This window comes from Parahaliea maris (genome assembly GCF_008064665.1).
GTDB lineage: Bacteria > Pseudomonadota > Gammaproteobacteria > Pseudomonadales > Halieaceae > Parahaliea > Parahaliea maris.
Genome location: NZ_VRZA01000003.1, coordinates 711,476 through 729,612, shown reverse-complemented (window position 1 = coordinate 729,612; position 18,137 = coordinate 711,476). Strand labels below are relative to the sequence as shown.

At 63.2% G+C, this 18,137-nt stretch carries 11 protein-coding genes; 5 read left to right on the top strand and 6 right to left on the bottom strand.

Annotation, left to right across the window (positions count from 1 at the left end; genetic code table 11):
* Positions 1 to 28 precede the first annotated feature (28 nt).
* Together FV139_RS11580 and FV139_RS11575 are read right to left on the bottom strand one after the other, a co-directional pair.
* Positions 29 to 1,552 carry a carotenoid oxygenase family protein gene (locus FV139_RS11580; protein WP_148068572.1) on the bottom strand — a complete coding sequence of 508 codons (1,524 nt, stop codon included), beginning with the start codon at positions 1,550 to 1,552 and terminating at the stop codon, positions 29 to 31.
* A 180-nt stretch (positions 1,553 to 1,732) separates the two neighbouring features.
* Positions 1,733 to 3,565: a lipase maturation factor family protein gene (locus FV139_RS11575; RefSeq protein ID WP_148068571.1), complete on the bottom strand. Its 1,833-nt coding sequence runs from the start codon at positions 3,563 to 3,565 to the stop codon at positions 1,733 to 1,735.
* A gap of 178 nt (positions 3,566 to 3,743) precedes the next feature.
* Here FV139_RS11575 and FV139_RS11570 point away from each other — a divergent pair, with 178 nt between their 5' ends.
* The 3 genes from FV139_RS11570 (at position 3,744) to FV139_RS11560 (ending at position 6,893) form a co-directional block, all read left to right on the top strand.
* A complete protein-coding gene (locus tag FV139_RS11570) occupies positions 3,744 to 4,409 on the top strand; it encodes an NUDIX hydrolase (protein WP_148068570.1) in 666 nt (221 codons plus the stop codon).
* Positions 4,410 to 4,591: 182 nt separating this feature from the next.
* Positions 4,592 to 5,779 (top strand): flavin-dependent monooxygenase, encoded by a 1,188-nt coding sequence (locus FV139_RS11565; RefSeq protein ID WP_213004091.1) that lies wholly within the window; start codon positions 4,592 to 4,594, stop codon positions 5,777 to 5,779.
* 22 nt (positions 5,780 to 5,801) lie between these two features.
* Positions 5,802 to 6,893, top strand: coding sequence for a Rieske 2Fe-2S domain-containing protein (locus FV139_RS11560; RefSeq protein WP_148068569.1), 1,092 nt, complete (start codon positions 5,802 to 5,804; stop codon positions 6,891 to 6,893).
* 24 nt (positions 6,894 to 6,917) lie between these two features.
* Here the strand turns inward: FV139_RS11560 and gnd are convergent, their stop codons facing one another.
* The 3 genes from gnd to FV139_RS11545 all read right to left on the bottom strand — a co-directional run bounded on the left by gnd (position 6,918) and on the right by FV139_RS11545 (position 11,904).
* Positions 6,918 to 8,387 carry a decarboxylating NADP(+)-dependent phosphogluconate dehydrogenase gene (gene gnd, locus FV139_RS11555; protein WP_148068568.1) on the bottom strand — a complete coding sequence of 490 codons (1,470 nt, stop codon included), beginning with the start codon at positions 8,385 to 8,387 and terminating at the stop codon, positions 6,918 to 6,920.
* A gap of 131 nt (positions 8,388 to 8,518) precedes the next feature.
* A complete protein-coding gene (locus tag FV139_RS11550) occupies positions 8,519 to 10,678 on the bottom strand; it encodes a 3-hydroxyacyl-CoA dehydrogenase NAD-binding domain-containing protein (protein WP_148068566.1) in 2,160 nt (719 codons plus the stop codon).
* 23 nt (positions 10,679 to 10,701) lie between these two features.
* The gene (locus FV139_RS11545; RefSeq protein ID WP_148068565.1) at positions 10,702 to 11,904 is read right to left on the bottom strand and encodes an acetyl-CoA C-acetyltransferase; all 1,203 of its coding nucleotides are present in this window, start codon (positions 11,902 to 11,904) and stop codon (positions 10,702 to 10,704) included.
* A 185-nt stretch (positions 11,905 to 12,089) separates the two neighbouring features.
* On the opposite strand from FV139_RS11545, the gene FV139_RS11540 reads away from it, so the two are divergent.
* Together FV139_RS11540 and rep are read left to right on the top strand one after the other, a co-directional pair.
* Positions 12,090 to 12,878: a mechanosensitive ion channel family protein gene (locus FV139_RS11540; protein WP_148068564.1), complete on the top strand. Its 789-nt coding sequence runs from the start codon at positions 12,090 to 12,092 to the stop codon at positions 12,876 to 12,878.
* A gap of 56 nt (positions 12,879 to 12,934) precedes the next feature.
* A complete protein-coding gene (rep, locus tag FV139_RS11535; RefSeq protein WP_148068563.1) occupies positions 12,935 to 14,929 on the top strand; it encodes a DNA helicase Rep in 1,995 nt (664 codons plus the stop codon).
* 57 nt (positions 14,930 to 14,986) lie between these two features.
* Here rep and FV139_RS11530 read toward each other — a convergent pair whose 3' ends face one another.
* Positions 14,987 to 18,136, bottom strand: coding sequence for an efflux RND transporter permease subunit (locus FV139_RS11530; RefSeq protein ID WP_148068562.1), 3,150 nt, complete (start codon positions 18,134 to 18,136; stop codon positions 14,987 to 14,989).
* Position 18,137 lies beyond the last annotated feature (1 nt).

Here is an 18,137-nt window from a genome sequence, read left to right as displayed (position 1 = left end):
GGCCCATCACCTATCAGCAAAGGGTAGCTCAATGCTGCGAGATCAGGTCCTCACCCCGCACCCAGGTGGCATGAAAACCGAAGGGAACACGTTGCGGCAGCCGCACACGGGCAACCGGACCGCCCTCTATGTCGCTGGCAGCAAACACCAGGCACCAGGATTGCCAGGACTTGCTGTCGGTAACCAGCGTCACCACATAGCCATCGTCCTCCCGGTCCGCCGACGTCGCACCCCGCCTGGGGGCGTAAACCGCTTCGCTGCCATAAACCCCGGCGCCGTAGTCCCATTGCCAGCGACGGCCGGTTTCGTTGTCGTACTTGACCAGGCCCGTGAATCGCAGCGTGTGGCCGCCTTCTCGTAAAAGGGGAATTCGCTGGTGGTAGGCGTAGCGACTCTTGAGCCCCAGATAGAGCGGATTGGTTTTGTTGAATTCGGTATTGAGGTCGTCGATATCCCCTTCGCGCACCTCACCGGTGCGCAGGTTAAAACGCCAGCGGTAGTTGTTGGCTTCCAGGCGCATGTAGGCGAGCATCGACGCCAGCTCGCCCTCGCCGGGCCGGGCCTCCGGCATCGGGTTGGTCGAGCGACAGCCATCCATCACCAGCCAGTCGCCCTCTTCCCAACAATTGCTGGTATGCAGGATGTAACCCGGCTCACATTCAAACCAGCGCACTTCATGCCCTTCGCCAAACCGGGGAATGACACCGAAGCGAATCGGCATATCGCGGTGAAAGGTCAACACGCGATACCGGTGTCGACGCAGTACTTCCATATCGTGGAAAAATGGCAGGTCGTGCAGAATGGTGTAGTGTCGACTGACCCCGATGTCGTGGGGTAGCCGCGGCCCGGGTAGATCGATTGCCACTTCATGCAACCGTTCACCGCGCATGTTCGCCACACCGTAGGTCATGTAGGGCGGCTCGTCACCGTAGGCGAAGAACAGCAACTCACCTGTGTTGAGGTCGACTTTCGAGTGGGCTGACAGTCGTCGCTCGCCACGCCCTGGCAACTCAAAGAAACCCCGGGTCTCAAGGCTCGCCACATCAAGCCGGTAGGGATCACCCGCGTTGTACCAAAGGCTGACGAGATCACCGTCGCAAAAGAACACATCCGTATTCGAGGTGTCCTTGATACCAAAACGCGACACACTGTAGTCAAAGGGGCCCATCACGCCGGGCGAAATAGAGTACCCCTCCTTGCGCTCCGCGCACAGCGCTGCCGTATCCACATAGCGATTGCAGTAACGTGCGGTCCCGCTGGAGAAATACACCCCGTGCAACATCCCATCGCCGTCAAAGGGGTGGTATCGATTGCGGGGTTGGAACCGGGGGTTAGGGCCATTGCGGAAATACGCACCCTCCAGGTCTGCGGGTAATTCACCCTCTACGTACAAACCACTGACATTCAGTTCATTGCATGTCGGCGCATACACACCATGGAGATACGGATTATCGAACTGATAGATCCAGGGCTGGGTATCAGAAAATTCCTCCACCCCTCCAAGGCACCGTTCGACAGAGGGGTACTCAAGGAGCTTGCTGAGTGATTGCATGCCTGACACCTGTTGTTATGTGATCTCGCTTGTCCGATGCTCGGGAAACGTAGTCGTTCGTCGTTCACTCTGATAAGGAGCCTTAAACGGACAGCCTCATCCTGATAGTAGAACGCCGCGTAATTGCACTCCACTGCAAAATGATCCAGCCGGTATCTGGACCTGCTTTGAACTGGCGGCTCACTGAATCGGTGCTGCGCGCTCCACTGGCAACTGCCACGCCGTAACCGGCCAGTAGCGCCCCAATTTCTCCCGCCGCCACCACGCGCCGGTCGCCTGTCGCTCCGGCCCCGTGGTGAATTGATAACGATAGAGCGAGGCACGCACATAACGCGGGGGAGCTTCCGGAAAAGGATTGACGGAAAACAGCGCCAGGACCGGTGGCGAACCTTGCAACAGCCCCTCGACCAGGCGCCCCACCCAGGGGTTGTTTTGCGGTTGCTGCAGCGCCGCAAACCAGAGCTGCCAGTCCAGCCGCGGCTGCCTCGGCGTTGCCCATCCGGGCCTGCGGAGCGGATCACCCGGTTTATAGGGGAGCTCGTACTCGATCCAGTGCCTGCCGTCATGCGAGCCCTCGAACACAATTTCACGACGCTGGGTGGTCATCACCGCGAACGGACCGTAACTGTTGGCGATCTGCCAGGGTGAACTCCAGTACAACAGCGTATAGCCCGTACTGTCACCCGGGATGCGCTGCATCGTGTTCACCAGTAGCAGTGCGCCGAGCAGCGCCTGCAATCCCGCCAGGGGATAGATCAGCCAACGCGCCCTACTCAGCCGAGGTGTGAGACCTGCTGCAGAACGGCCCAGCTTACGAGGTAGCCAGCGCTCGACACAATGGTCATCGAGAAGCATCAGGCACAGGCCGACGGTGAGCAAATTGAAGAAGTTGTAGCTACCGGTCAGGGTGATCGCCAACTGAAAGATCACCACCAGCGTGGCTGCCCACTGCCGCGGTCGCCGCGGCATCAGTATCAACCAGGGCACGATGAGCTCTACCAGCAGGGTAAAGCCAGCCCCCACACGCAGGAGGGCATCGGGCAACTGGTGCGCGTACCAGGCCAGGACGTTGGGTAATGGCTGGGTCTCGAAGTGATAACGCAGCGCGCTGAGATGACGCCAGGCCGGGTCACCGCTGAGTAGCTTGACCAGCCCGGACTGCAGCAGAAAACGAAACAGCACCCAGCGGTAGAGCCAGCTGACCAACCGTGGGCACCAGGGCAGCAAGATCGCCAGAAACCCGACCTCCAGCAACAGGGCATCCCACTGATAGCTGGTGAAGCGCTGGCCGGCATGGTAGAGGCTGAGATAAAACAGGTACAACAGCGGCAATACCACTCGCGTAGCCCGGCCAGCCAACAGGGCGAGACTCAACAGGCAGCCGGCAGCCCCCAGGGCAATAAAGGCTGCTGTGGAAGCGCCGAGCCAGAAAAAGGAGGGGACCAGAAAATACTTCTGCTTACCCAGGGACATATCCAGTGCGGCAAAGTAATCCTCTGTCGGCAGGATACCCTGCTCCCCGATCAAGCCACTGGCCTGCCAGGTCAGCGAGCCAAATGCCGCCAGGTACACCAGGGCCAGCAAGCGCAGAAACAGCCCTCCTACCAGTACCTGGCGGGCCGGTCGCAACTGCTCACCGAACATCCAGCGGGAAAACCGGGCAGCCCCTTGCCGATGGTTCGCGACGCGCCGGTAGCACCATTCACTGATCACCGCGAAAAGCGGCAGTGCGCGATACAGGCGCGCCCACAGACCGAGGTAGCCGCCCAGTTCCAGGGTGCGGAAGGCCGCGCCGGCACCACGACTCATCCTTCCGTTATCCTCTACCAGGTAGATCGCTTCACGAAAGCGCTGCTCGCCAATTTCCGGGAAGCGGCTGCCAACGTCCTGGAACGGCTGGTATTGCACACGCTCACCGGTGACGGCGCGAGCGTAGTCAACGCAGTAACGGCAAAAGCCGCAATCACCGTCGTAGATGAGTAGCGGCCTGTCTGGTGCAGGTGTCTTATCCAAGTCCCGGGCCCCGTGGTTCTGGCAACCACAGTCTAGAAAACGCTGGGGGCTCTGTCATAACAAACCGCTCGGGGCCCTGTCATAACAAACCGCTCGGGGCCCTGTCATAACAAACCGGATGCCCGGCAGCCCGGGTGCACGGTACACTGCAGGTTGACGCCAGGAAACAGGGAGTAACATGAAACCGGTTGATGCCGCTTCGCTGGTAATCGTACGTGATCGGCGCGAAGTGTTGATGGGGCTGCGCAGTTCGCGCCACGTCTTCGCACCGCAGCAGTACGTATTCCCCGGGGGCAGGGTAGACGCCGGTGACTCGCGGGTACCGGCCCCCTTTACACTGCCGGTTCCAGTGCAGCGGCGGCTGAGCCGCAGCGTCACTGCAGCGCGGGGAAGAGGTATCGCCATGGCGGCCGTGCGCGAAACCTGGGAGGAGACCGGCCTGTTGCTCGCCCGTCCGCTCGCATCCCCCCTGCGTACACGCTCTCCTGGCTGGCGCTCCTTTTACAACAAGGGCCTGGCACCGGCGCTCGACCGCGTCAGTTACTTTGCCCGTGCCATTACCCCACCCAACAACGTGCGCCGCTTCGACGCGCGCTTCTTTGTCGCTGACGCCTGCCACTGTGTGGGCTCCCTGCGCGGCAACGGCGAACTGGAGAACCTGCACTGGGTCAGCTTCGCCGATGCGGACAACCTGCCCATGTTCGGTATCACTCGGGCGGTGCTGTCGCTGGTGCGCTGTGCCCTGGACACCGCGCCGGTACCAGGAACAGCCCCGGAGGTGGCGCCAGAAGTCATCGAGAGGGAACTGGTGGAACAACACCCGGTGACACTGCCCTCCACCTAGTCCTGTCTCCCCGGTTGCACTGGTAAACCGTTCCCCACCGCCCCACATCAGCCCGGCAAAATCTTGATCTGGATCAAGTGCCCGCCAACTTCCCGGCCCTATAACGCAATTGTGGTATGAGCGCCTGCCTCGGTGCAGGCCATTCTGCACAGCAGAGACAACGACATACCAGGAGAAGGGCCATGACTGCACCGCAAATGACCGACACAGAACGACTGATTCAGGCCGCCCGGCAGATGATACCGGCCCTGCGCGAGCGACAGAGAGAGGCGGCCCGGCTGGGCAAACTGCCCCAGGCGACCGTCGACGAGATGCAGGCGGCCGGTTATTTCCGCATTCTGCAGCCAGCCCGCTACGGCGGTTTCGAACTGACCCCGGAGGTCTTTTTCCGGGTGCAGATGACGCTGGCCGAAGGCTGCATGTCCACCGCTTGGGTACTTGGCGTGGTCGCTATCCACAACTGGCAGCTCGCGCTGTTTGACGACCGCGCCCAGCAGGATGTCTGGGGCGAGGATAGCGGTGTGCTCATTTCCTCCTCCTACATGCCCGTAGGCAAGGTAACCCGGGTTGAGGGTGGCTATCGCCTGAGCGGGCACTGGGGGTTCTCGTCCGGCTCGAAACACTGCGGCTGGGCGTTTCTCGGCGCGATGGTGCCGCCGGAACAGGAAGGCGACGCGCCAGATTACCGGACCTTCCTGGTCCCACGGGAAGACTACGAGATTGTCGACAACTGGGATGTCAGCGGCCTGGAAGGAACGGGCAGCCACGATATCGTCGTCAAGGACGCGTTCGTACCGGAGTACCGTACCCATCGCTCGGCGCACGGATTCGAATGCAACAGCCCCGGTAACGCGGTGAACACTGCCCCGCTCTATCGCCTGCCCTTCGGCCAGATTTTCGTGCGCGCCGTGTGCAGTTCGGCGATCGGCGCTCTCCGCGGTGTGACCGACAGCTATATCGAGGTGAACCGCAACCGCGTGGGTCTCAATGACGGCAACAAGATTGCCACCGATCCCGATGCCCAGATGGCCCTGGCGGAGGCGATGGCCACGGTCGACGAATGCGAAACCATCATGTTCCGCAATTTCGACCGCATGCTGGGCAGCGCCAGCCAGGGGGAAACGCTTCCCATCGAGGAACGCATCAGGATGCGCTATGACGCCGCCAGGGTCGGTGCCCGTTGCGCCGAGGCGATCAACGCCCTGTTCATCGCCTGCGGCGCCCAGGGTATCCACCGGGGCCACCCCCTGAACCGTGCATGGCTCGACATCAACGCGGGGCGCACCCACGTGGCGAACAACCCCTTCAAGTTCGGACGCAATTTTGGCGGCACCCTGATGGGCCAGCCCAATTCCGACTACTTCCTGTAACCGGTACTGCGAGGAAATCACCATGACCGCAGAACAGAAAATTTCCCCCTACATCATCAAGGCCGAGCCCCGTCCGGAACGTTACGCCCGCGGCTGGTACGTGATCGGCAACAGTGCCAGCGTTACTACCACTCCGCGCATGCTCGGCGTGTTCGGGACCAAGCTCGTTGCCTACCGGGGCAGGGATGACGGTACAGTGCATATCCTGGACGGTTACTGCCCCCACATGGGTGGCGACCTGAGCAAGGGGGAGGTTTGTGGCGACTCCGTGGTCTGCCCCTTCCATCTGTGGAGTTGGGGCGCTGACGGGGTCTGCGACGGTATTCCCTACGCCAATAAAATCCCCGCCAAGGCAATCATCAAGTCCTGGCCGGTGCTGGAGAAAAATGGCCTGGTGCTGGTCTGGCAGGACCCGGAAAACCGTCCCCCGATCCCGGAGCAGGAACCCGAAGCGATTGCCGACTGGTACAGCGGCGAGTGGACCGACTGGGAGATGCGCGCCATCCCCATCCAGTCACAGGGCCGGGAGCTGGTGGATAATATGGCGGACATGGCCCATTTCGGACCCATTCACTATTCCACCGTGAAATCCTTCCGCAACACCATGGAGGGCCACAAGTTCGTCCAGTACATGGTAGGCGGCCATCAGATTCTGACCGAGGGCGATGACAACCTGCTGACCAGCGTGGCCACCTACGAGGGCCCCGCCTACATGACCACCACCATGACCGGGAGCATGGACGGTCACCCGATGAAGGTGCACCTGCTGGTGAGCCACATCCCGGTGGACATGGAAAACTTCATCATTAACTTCGGGGTGATGATGAAAAAGGATCCCTCACTCAGCCCCGAGCAGAACCAGGCCATGCTCGACGATTACACGGAGAAGAACATCGAGTCCTTCCACCAGGATGTGGCCATCTGGAACAACAAGTGCATCATCGACAACCCGCTGATGTGCGACGGCGACGGCCCCATTCACATGGTGCGCAAATGGTACAGCCAGTTCATGACCGACGTGGCCGACATCCGAGAGGACCAGGTCCGGCGCCGGGAGCACGTTACCGTGGAAGGGCCCAGTGTCGAAGAGGTGCTGGCCGCCCAGGGGCACTGAGCAGGCCCAGCCTGCGCGAAGTGCCTAACGCAGCTGCCGCAATCCCAGCCAGTCCGTGTGGAACGTCTCACCCCGCGGCCTGTCGGTGCGCTCGTAGGTGTGCGCGCCGAAATAATCGCGCTGGGCCTGTAGCAGGTTGGCCGGCAGGCGCGCCTGGCGGTAACCATCGTAGTAGGTCAGCGCCGCGCTCAACCCGGGCACGGGGATACCGCACTGAAACGCTGTGGCCACCACCCGGCGCCAGCCAGCCTGGGTACGATCGATTGCGTCCCGGAAGAATTCATCCAGCAACAGGTTCTCGAGCCCCGGGGCCTTGTCGAAGGCGCGCTTAATGTCCTCGAGAAATACCGAGCGGATGATGCAGCCGCCTCGCCAGAGCATGGCGATAGCGCCGTTATCCAGGGTCCAGCCGAACTCCCGGGCGGCAGCGTCGAGCTGGACATAGCCCTGCGCATAACTCACCAGCTTGGAGGCGTACAGCGCGCCCCGCAGGTCCTCGATGAACTGCGCCGGATCACCCTCGAAGGTACCTTCCGGGCCGGAGAGCTGCTGCGACGCACGTTCCCGCGCGTCCTTCTGGCCCGACAGGCAGCGGGCGTACACCGCCTCGGTGATCAGGGTGGTGGGCACGCCCAGGTCCAGAGCGTGCTGGCTCATCCACTTGCCGGTGCCCTTCTGCTTTGCGGTGTCGAGTACCTTGTCCACCAGGTAGTCGCCGGTATCGGGGTCGACCACGGTGAAAATATCGCGGGTGATTTCGATCAGGTAGCTGTCGAGCTCCCCTGCATTCCAGTCCCGGAACACCTCATACAGCTGGGCGTTGTCCAGGCCCAACAGTTCCCTGAGCAGGAAGTAGGCCTCACAGATCAGCTGCATGTCGCCGTATTCGATGCCGTTGTGCACCATCTTCACGTAGTGCCCGGCACCCTCTTCCCCCACCCACTCACAGCAGGGGATGTCGCTGTCGGGACCGACCTTGGCGGCGATCGACTGGAAAATGGGTTTGATGTGGGGCCAACCCGCCACGTCGCCCCCGGGCATGATGGACGGCCCCTTGAGGGCCCCCTCCTCGCCACCAGAGACACCGGCGCCGACAAATATGAGACCCGCTTCTTTCAGGGTAGCCGCGCGGCGGTTGCTGTCCACGAAATAGGAATTACCGCCATCGATGATGATATCGCCGGGTTCCAGTAGCGGCTGCAACTGATCAATGACCGCGTCCACGGCGGGCCCGGCTTTGACCATGAGCATGATCCTGCGGGGGCGCTGCAGGCGGGAGACGAAGTCGGCGAGACTGGTGTACCCGACCAGCCGCTCCGGCGTTCCGTCGGCGACCCGGTCCGACGGCGCTTCCGCCAGACTGTCGATAAACGCTGTGGTGACGTCGGGGCTACGGTTGTAGACCCCGATGGAAAAACCGTGGTTGGCGATGTTGAGCGCAAGGTTCTGGCCCATCACTGCCAGCCCGATGAGCCCGATGTCGTGATCTGTCATCAGCAGTACCTCTTCACAGTTTGCAGGCCGGGTGTCGGCGCGGGAGTGGCTGTTCAATCCTAGCGGATTTTTTCCACTCGCGCGCCGCCTGCCGGCCGTACAACCCGTTCACGGCACCGCCGCAAGGGGCGTTAGCTGAAGGTCTCGCCGCGCTCGGCCATGTCCAGCAGCAGTTGTGGCGGGGAGAAAACGTCACCGTACTTCGTTGCCAGTTCTGCTGCGCGCACGGCAAAGGCCTGCAGGCCATAGGCATTTACACACTGGAACACGCCGCCGGTATGGGGCGGAAAGCCGATACCCATGATGGAGCCGATGTTGCCATCGGGCACGCTGGTAAGCACCCCCTGCTCCATGATCCTGATGGCCTCCAGCACCTGGGGGAACAGCAGGCGATCGCGCACGTCCTGGAAGTCGATATCGACATAGCCGTGTGGCGCGAAATAGTCCTTCAGGCCCGGCCAGGTAGCGATCTTTTTGCCCTTCTCGTTGTAGTCGTAGAAGCCCGCACCCGCGCGTTGGCCGGTGCGCTTGCAGTCTTCAACCATGACCCGGATAACTTCGGAAACAGGACCACCATCAAAGGTCTCGCCACGCGCCTCGGCATCGGCCTTGCGCCCCTGCATACCGTGGTAGGCCGTCTCGATGGAGATACTGTCCAGGGTTTCCAGCGGCCCCATCGGCGAGCCGTTGAATGCTGCGGCATTCTCGATCAGGGCCGGATTGACGCCCTCCGCCAGCATCAGCTGCCCCTGCTCGATGGTCTGCCCGATAACGCGCGTGGTGAAGAATCCCGGGGCATCCTTGACCACAATGGGCTTCTTGCCCAACTGCTGCGACAGGTCGAAGGCCAGCGCCAGGGCCTCATCGGAGGTCTGCTCACCGGTGATGATCTCCACCAGCGGCATGCGCTCGGCCGGGGAGAAAAAGTGCATGCCAATGAAGTTTTGTGGCCGCACCGAGGCCTCGGCCAATTCGGTGATCGGCAGTGCGGAGGTATTACTGGCGAAAATCGCGGACTCACCGAGTACGGTCTCGGTTTCCTTCGTCACCGTGGCCTTGACCCGACGGTCCTCGAACACCGCCTCGATCACCAATTCACAATCCGCCAGGTCCGCTGCCTCACCCGTGGCGTGGATACGCGCCAGCAGCGCTTCACTGGCAGCCTCGTCCAGACGCCGGTCCCGCTCACAGGCGGTAACCGCATACTCTTTACCCTTGTCAGCCCGTTCCTGGTCGATGTCCTTCAGCACGACTTCGATGCCTACCTTGGCCGCATTGAAGGCGATACCGGCACCCATAACCCCGGCGCCGAGAATCCCGAGCTTCTTAACCTCGCGCTTGGCGATGTCATCGGGCCGTGATGCGCCGGCGTCCAGCTGGTTCATCTGCACGAAGAAGGTGGTCATCATGTTGCGCGACACCTGGTCGAGGAGCAGGCGCTGGAAATAGCGCGCCTCCACCTTGTGGGCGGTGTCGTAATCCACCCGGGCGGTATCCACCACCGCGGCAAAAATCACCTGCTGGGCGGGCATGTTGCCGTGGGTCTGGTTCATCACGTTAATCGGACCGAAGTAGGTCAGGCCCTGGGCCGCCGGGTCGTCCGGCAGGCCACCGGGCATGGCGTACTCCGGCTTTTCCCAGGGCTGGCAGGCCTCCGGGTTGGCCTTGATCCAGGCCTTGGCGTGGGCTGCCATCTCTGCCTCGTCTTCAGCCAGCGCATCGATCAGCCCGGCCTCCAGCGCTCGCTCCGCCCGCAGGCGCTTGCCCTGGGCAATCAGCGGCAGGGCCTTCTCCATCCCCAGCAGGCGCACCAGCCGCACCACACCACCGGCACCGGGCATCAGGCCCAGCATGGCCTCGGGCAGGCCGATCTGCACCTTGCTGTCGTTCAGGGCCACCCGGTAATGGCAGGCCAGGGCGATTTCATAACCACCGCCCAGGGCTGCGCCATTGATGCCTACCGCCACCGGCACCCCCAGGGCTTCGAGGCGCTGCAGCGGTTCCTTGCTCTTGAGCAATTCCTCGAACATGCGCTGGCGCTCGGCCGGCTCCGGGTTGAGGTCCATCTCCAGCATCTGGGTAATGTCGCCGCCGGCAAAAAACTGCCCGGGCTTACCGGAGCGGATGTACACCCCGGTGATGTCGTCCTTCATGGCCTCGAGTTCATCCAGCGCCTTCGGCATGGCCTCGGCGTAGTCGTCGCCCATCACGTTCACGGACTTGCCGGGCTGGTCGAAAATCAGTTCCACGATGCCGTCGGCGTCTTTTTCCAAACGGATATAGTTGCTCATTGTGTTTCTCCTCAATCCGTCCGTTACACGCGCTCAATAATGGTGGCAATGCCGATACCGCCGCCCGCACACAGGGTGACCAGGGCGGTGTTCAGGTCGCGGCGCTCCAGTTCATCGAGTACCGTGCCCAGGATCATGGCGCCGGTGGCGCCGATCGGGTGCCCCATGGCGATGGCGCCGCCGTTGACGTTGATCTTGTCGTCGGGAATGCCCATCAGGCGCTGGTAACGCAGCACCACCGAGGCGAAGGCCTCGTTGAGTTCGAACAGGTCGATGTCGTCGACCGTCATGCCGGCAATTTCGAGTGCCTTTTGCGAGGCCGGCGCGGGGCCCGCCAGCATGATGGTAGGCTCGGCCCCGGTGAGGGCACAGGCGCGAATGCGAGCCCGGGGGGTGAGGCCGAGGTCGCTGCCCACCTGCCGGTTGCCCAGCAGCACCAGGGAGGCGCCGTCCACCACCCCGGAGCTGTTCCCCGGGGTGTGGATGCAGGTGAGCTTCTCCACCTGGGGGTACTTGAACTTCAGGAACTCGCCGTGGCCATACTGCTCGAACAGCGTGAACGAGGGCTTGAGGGACGCCAGGTCCTCCATAGAGGTCGGGCGGATCAGTTCATCCCTGTCCAGTACGGTCACCCCGTTGAGATCCCTGACCGGTACCAGGCCCCGGTCGAAATGGCCGCCGTCCCGAGCGGCCGCAGCCCGGCGCTGGGACTCACAGGCGTAACGGTCCACATCTTCCCGGCTGAAGCCGTCGAGGTGGGCCATCAGGTCCGCGGCCAGCCCCTGGGAAATACCGAAGCTGTGCATGGCCACCCAGGGGTCACCCGCCGCGGCGCCGCTGGCGCCAATACCCAGCCGGGACATGCTCTCGACCCCGCCGGCCATGCCCAGGGACTCCATCCCCGACATGATCTTCATGGCCACGGTATTCACCGCATCCAGGCCGCCAGCGCAGTAACGGTGCAGCTGGGCTCCAGTGGTTTTTTCACTCCAACCGCTGTAGACCAGCGCCGTCTTGGCGATGTTCTGGCCCTGCTCCTTCACCGGTTCGCCGGTGGCCAGCACCACGTCCTCCACCCGCTCTTCCGGCAGGTCGTTGCGTTCCTTCATCGCCGCCAGCAGGTTGCCGACCAGGTCGACGGGTTTCACTTCGTACAGGCCGCCACCCGCTTTCCCCTTGCCCCGGGGAGTGCGGATGGCGTCGTAGATCAGCGCCTCTTGGTTCATGAGTGCCCTCACAGTAAAGTTGTAACCAAAATGTTTCCAAGGGAGGATATCTTCCAAATCTGCGGCGCCCGCGGCCATAGCGGGAGAGGCCAGCAAGCGCTGACTTAATCATTCAGCCCCCCTCCCGCGGAACCTTCGCGGGAGTGTGCTAATCTTCCGGCGTCAATACGCGGAGAGCATCCGGCATGGTGATTGAGGGTTTCGGGGCCATACTTCAGACGTTGGCCCAGTACGGCAACCTGGTCCTCCAGGGCCTGCTAATCATGTTTGGCGGCATGATCGCCATCTTCCTGCTCTACCGGCTCGTTGCCGCCTTTATCAAGCCGTCCGGGATCTGGGCGCGCCTGCTCAAGGTGGCCTTCGGTACCTTCTATGCCCTGATTCTGGTCATCACGGTGCTACTGGCCGCCAACCGGCTGGGCTACAACGTCCAGGGCATCGCCGGCATCGCCATCCTGGTGGTCCTGGTGTTGGCCACCATCGTGTTTTTCCTGATCCCCTTCCTGCCGCGGCTGCCCTTTGTGCCGGGGAACACCATCGAGGTCCGGGGGGTGTTCGGCACCGTAGAGGCCATCACCGCCTACCAGACGGTGATTCGCACCTTCGATGGCCAGGTGGTGTTCATGCCGAGCGCCCTGGTCATGGCGTCGCCTATTTCCAACTTCTCCACCCTGCCCACCCGCCGGGTCGCCCTGACCCTGCCGCTGGCACCCGGCAGTGATATCGACGCCGCCAGCGAGGCGATCACCGGCCTGATGGCCCGCCACGACAAGGTGCTGCCAGAGCCGCCCCCGGCGGCCCTGGTGACGGGACTGGACCGCAACGAGATCAGCCTGCTGGCCTTCTGCTGGGTGAATACCCCGGACTGGTTCGGGGCCCGGGACAGCCTGTACCGGCAGGCGATGAAGGCCGTGGCCGAACTGCCCGGGGTTGCCCTGGCGGCGGAGCGCATCCAACTGTCGCGGGACGACTGATTCCCCCGGGAGAATCCTGCTACACTGGCCGGCCTGATTCTCCCAGTGTTGTACCCGTGACCCAACTCAACCCCCGCCAACGCGAGGCCGTGCGCTACATCGACGGCCCCCTGCTGGTGCTGGCCGGCGCCGGCAGCGGCAAGACCAGCGTCATCACCCGCAAGATCGCCTACCTCGTGGAGCAGTGCGGTATCGATGCCAAACGCATCGCCGCGGTGACCTTCACCAACAAGGCCGCCCGGGAGATGAAGGAACGGGTGGGCAAGATTCTCGGCAGCGGGGGTGACGGACTCACCGTGAGTACCTTCCACCAGCTGGGCCTGAACATCATCCGCCGGGAGCGCAAGCACCTGGGGCTCAAGGACGGCTTCTCCATCTTCGACGGCGAGGACAGCAAGAACCTGATCAAGGACCTGCTGATCCAGGAACACGGCTCCGACGGCGACCAGGCCGGCACCGTCCAGCAGCGCATCTCCAACTGGAAGAACGACCGGGTATTGCCGGAAGAGGCGGTGGCCCGCGCCACCAGCCCCGCGGATATCCTCTGCGCCCAGGCCTACCTGCGCTACCAGCGGGCACTGCGGGCCTACAATGCCCTCGACTTCGACGACCTGATCCTGCTGCCGACCATCCTCTTCGAACACCAGCCCGATGTGCTCGAGAAGTGGCAGAACCAGCTCCACTACCTGCTGGTGGACGAGTACCAGGACACCAACTCCAGCCAGTACCTGCTGGTGCGCCAGATCGTGGGGCTGCGCGGCGGGCTCACCGTGGTAGGCGACGACGACCAGTCCATCTACGCCTGGCGCGGCGCCAAGCCGGAAAACCTGGCCCTGCTGCGGGAAGACTTCCCGGCCCTGAAGATCGTCATGCTGGAGCAGAACTACCGCTCCACCTCGCGCATCCTCAAGGCCGCCAACACCCTCATCGCCAACAACGAGCACGTGTTCGACAAGCAGCTGTGGAGTGAGCTGGGCATGGGCGACCCGCTGCGGGTGATGCGCTGTGCCAACGAACAGGACGAAGCGGACCAGGTGGTGGCGGAAATCCAGGACCACCGCCTGCGCAAGCGCACCCGCTACGGCGACTACGCCATTCTCTACCGCGGCAATCACCAGTCGCGGCTGATCGAGCTGGCCCTGCAACAGAGCGGCGTGCCCTACCACCTGAGCGGCGGCACTTCCTTCTTCGCCCGCAACGAGGTGAAGGACATCATGGCTTACCTGCGCCTGCTGGTGAACGCCGATGACGACAACGCCTTCCTGCGCATCGCCAACGTGCCCCGGCGCAAACTCGGCGCCAGCACTCTCGAAGCCCTGGGCGAGTTTGCCAACGAGCAGCACTGCGGCCTGAGCACCGCCTGCGAGCGCCTCAGCGAGGGCGTGATGCCCGAAGCGGGCCTCAAGCGCCTGAAGCAGTTCCACCACTGGCTGGAAAGCATGCGCCGCCTCAATGAGACGGAGGCTGGCGTCACCGGCATTCGCCAGTTACTCAGGGACATCGACTACGAGGACTGGCTGCTGCAGCTCAGCTCCAGCGAGGAAGTGGCCGAGCGCCGTATGAGCAACGTCCACTTCCTGGTGGACAGCATCGACCGCCTGATGCGCGACGAGGACATCACCCTCAAGGATGCCATCAACCGCCTGATCCTGCGCGACCTGCTGGAACAGCAGGACGAGGAAGAAGCGGGACCCGACTGCGTACAGCTGATGACCCTGCACGCATCCAAGGGCCTGGAGTTCCCCCACGTCTACATCATCGGCATGGAAGAGGGTTTTCTGCCCCACCGGGTGAGCGTGGAAGAGGACAACATCGCCGAAGAGCGGCGCCTGGCCTATGTGGGCATCACCCGCGCCCGCCAGACCCTGACCATGAGCCTGGCGGAAAAGCGCCGCCAGTACGGCGAGACGGTACCCTGTGAGCCCAGCCGCTTCCTGGCGGAACTCCCCGAGGAAGACCTGGTGTGGCAGGGCGGCGGCGAAGCCAGCCCGGAAGCCAACCAGGAACGCGCCGCGGAAACCCTCAGCGGGCTGAAAGCACTGTTCGCCTGACGGCGCCTGGTAATAGCGGCAGCGAACACCGCCATTCCCGGGCCCGGTCAGGCGCAGTTATTCTGCACTCGGCGCCCCCGGCGTGATCCCCAGCTTTGCCTTCATCCGCTCCCGCGCACTCTGCACAATTACGTAGAACCCCGGAATAAAGAAGGTGCCTACCAGCAGGGCTGCCAGCATACCGCCAAACACGGTGATCCCCAGCGACTGCTGCCCCGCCGAACCGGCGCCGCTGGCAAACACCAGCGGCAGAATCCCGAGAATGAAGGAGATCGCCGTCATGCACACCGCGCGGAAGCGCAGCCGCGCGGCCTCCCGTGCCGCTACGGGAATCTCCTCCTTCATTTGCTCGCGCCGGGTGCGGGCGAATTCGACGATCAGGATGGCATTCTTGGCCGCCATACCAATCAGCAGCACCAGGCCAATCTGGGCATACAGGTTCAGCGAGTGGTTGGTGAGCAACAGCGCCACGATGGCGCCGCCGATGGCCATCGGCACCACCAGGATAATCGCCGCCGGAATCGACCAGCTTTCGTACTGGGCCACCAGGAACAGGTAGACAAAGATCAGTGCCAGGGCAAAGGCCAGGGTTGCGGCGCTTCCCGCCTGCTGGGACTGGTAGGCCATACCGGTCCACTCGATGCGATAGCCGGCGGGAAGAATGTCCCGGGCCAGTTCTTCCATGGCTTTCATGGCCTCACCCGTACTGTAACCGGCAGCCGGGCTGCCATTGACGGAAGCGGCGCGGAACATGTTGTAGCGCGTGCCCACATCCGGCCCCAGTACCGGGCGCATCGATACCAGAGTGGCCAGCGGCACCATCTCGCCGGAGGAAGACTTCACGTAAAAGTGATCGAGGTCGGTGAGGTCGGAGCGGAACTGCGACTGGGCCTGCATGATCACCCGGTAGGTCTGGCCGAACTTGTTGAAATCGTTGACGTAGAGCGACCCCATCTGGGCCTGCAGGGTGGAGAAAATCTCGCTCAGGGGCACCCCCAGGTTCTTGGCCTTGACCCGGTCCACGTCGACAAAGAACTGCGGCACGTTGGCGCGGTAGGTGCTGAACACCCCCTGCAGTGCCGGGTGCTGGTTGGCCTCCACCACCAGGCGATTGAGCACGCCGGCCAGCTCTGCCGGGGAGCGCGCCAGGGTATCCTGCAGCAGCATTTCGAGGCCGCCTACGGCCCCCATGCCCGGGACTGCGGGTGGCGTGATGGCCATCACCTGGGCCTCGGGCACCTCCATGAACATGCGCCCGTTGGTCCGCCGGGCGATACCGAACACGCTGTTTTCGGCCTCGGGCCGATCGTCCCAGTGCCTGAGCTCGACAAACAGGGTACCGCCATTACTCGCCAGGGCGCCGGTCAGCACGGAAAAGCCGGTAATAGCCGTTACGCTCTCGATTGCCGGGTCTTCCGCGAGCTTGTTGCGCACCTTGTCCATCACGTCCTTGGTGCGATTCAGCGAAGAGGCGTCCGGCAACTGGACCGCCACCAGCATTGCGCCCTTGTCCTCCAGCGGGACAAAGGCCGTAGGCACCTTGATCACCCCGAAGGCGAGGCCGCCCATCCACACCAGGAACACCACCCCCACCACCAGCAGGCGACGCAGCAACCACTGGACACCGCCATCATAGCGGGACGTGATACGGCCAAAACCGGCGAGGAAGGCCTGGTACCAGCGCGCCTCCTTCGGCTTGCCGGGCTTGAGCAGCAGCGCGCACAGCGCCGGGCTCAGGGTCAGCGCATTGATGGAGGAAAAGACCACCGCGACACAGATGGTCACCGCGAACTGGCGATACATCTCGCCGGTAATCCCCGGCAGGAAGGTCACCGGCACAAACACCGCCAGCAGCACCAGGGTGGTGGCGATCACCGCCCCGCCCACTTCCTGCATGGTCACCAGGGCGGCATCCACCGGGCTCATGTCCTGGTCTTCCCGCAGGTGCCGGTCGCAGTTTTCGATCACCAGGATGGCGTCGTCCACCACGATGCCAATGGCCAGGATCAGGCCGAACAGGGTCACCGTGTTGATGGACATGCCCATGGCGAGCAGTACGGCAAAAGTGGCAATCAGGGATACGGGGATCGCCACCGTGGGCACCAGGGCCGTGCGCCAGTTGCCCAGGAACACAAAGGTCACCGCCACCACCAGCAGCACGGCGACAAACAGCGACTCCACCACCTGGTTGACGGCGGTGGATACGTAACGCGTGGTGTCGTAGCCGATCTGGTAGTCCATCCCCTCGGGGAAGCTGTGGGACACCTCCTCGATCAGTTTGTCGACAGACTCCCCGGCGGCCAGGGCGTTGGCGTCGGCCATCAGGTAGAGGGCCACGTTCACCGCGGGGGTGCCGTCCACCTCACCGTAGAAGTTGTAGCCGGCCTGCCCCAGTTCGACCTTCGCCACGTCGCGCAGGTAGATGGCGGAGCCATCCTCCCGGGCCCGCAGCACGATATCCTCGAACTCGCTGACCTCGTTCAGCCGGCCCTTGGTTTGCAGGGTGAATTCAGCCTGCAGGGGCCCGTCAAAGGGCGGGGCGCCGATCTTGCCCGCCGCCACCTGCACGTTCTGCTCGCGCAGGGCGGCGGTCACATCGGTCACCGACAGGCCCAACTTGGCCATGCGGTCCGGGTCCAGCCACAGGCGCATGGAATAGTCCGCCTCGCCGAGAATATCCGCCGAGGAAATACCGTCCAGGCGGGCCAGGGCGGCCTGCACGTTGATCTTGACGTAGTTGGAAATGAACTTGTAATCCAGCGACTCGTCGGGAGACATGAAGCTGACGATCTTGAGAATATCGGGGGAGCGCTCGTCGATGTTGAGGCCGCCGGCGGTCACTTCCTGGGGCAGGGCGGGCTCCGCCAGCTTGACCCGGTTCTGCACCCGCACCAGTGCCATGTCGGCATTGGTGCCTACCGCAAAGGTGACGGTCAGGCGGTAGCTGCCGTCGTTGGCGCTCTTGGACGACATGTAGATCATGTCCTCCACACCGTTGACCGCGTTTTCGATGGGCGTACCCACCGTGGCCTCCACCACTTCGGCCGAGGCGCCGGGATAGCGCCCGCTGACCACGATGTTGGGCGGCGAAATCGCCGGATACTCGGTGACAGGGAGGGAGTAGATGGCAATCCCGCCCACCAGGGTCATGACGATGGCAACCACCAGCGCGAACTTCGGCCGGCGGATAAAAAATGCACTGAACACG

Excerpts from the sequence above, each read along its gene's own strand:
- FV139_RS11580 (WP_148068572.1), bottom strand. The coding sequence starts at position 1,552 with ATGCAATCACTCAGCAAGCTCCTTGAGTACCCCTCTGTCGAACGGTGC.
- FV139_RS11570 (WP_148068570.1), top strand. The coding sequence starts at position 3,744 with ATGAAACCGGTTGATGCCGCTTCGCTGGTAATCGTACGTGATCGGCGC.
- FV139_RS11565 (WP_213004091.1), top strand. The coding sequence starts at position 4,592 with ATGACTGCACCGCAAATGACCGACACAGAACGACTGATTCAGGCCGCC.
- FV139_RS11560 (WP_148068569.1), top strand. The coding sequence starts at position 5,802 with ATGACCGCAGAACAGAAAATTTCCCCCTACATCATCAAGGCCGAGCCC.
- gnd (WP_148068568.1), bottom strand. The coding sequence starts at position 8,387 with ATGACAGATCACGACATCGGGCTCATCGGGCTGGCAGTGATGGGCCAG.
- FV139_RS11550 (WP_148068566.1), bottom strand. The coding sequence starts at position 10,678 with ATGAGCAACTATATCCGTTTGGAAAAAGACGCCGACGGCATCGTGGAA.
- FV139_RS11545 (WP_148068565.1), bottom strand. The coding sequence starts at position 11,904 with ATGAACCAAGAGGCGCTGATCTACGACGCCATCCGCACTCCCCGGGGC.
- FV139_RS11540 (WP_148068564.1), top strand. The coding sequence starts at position 12,090 with ATGGTGATTGAGGGTTTCGGGGCCATACTTCAGACGTTGGCCCAGTAC.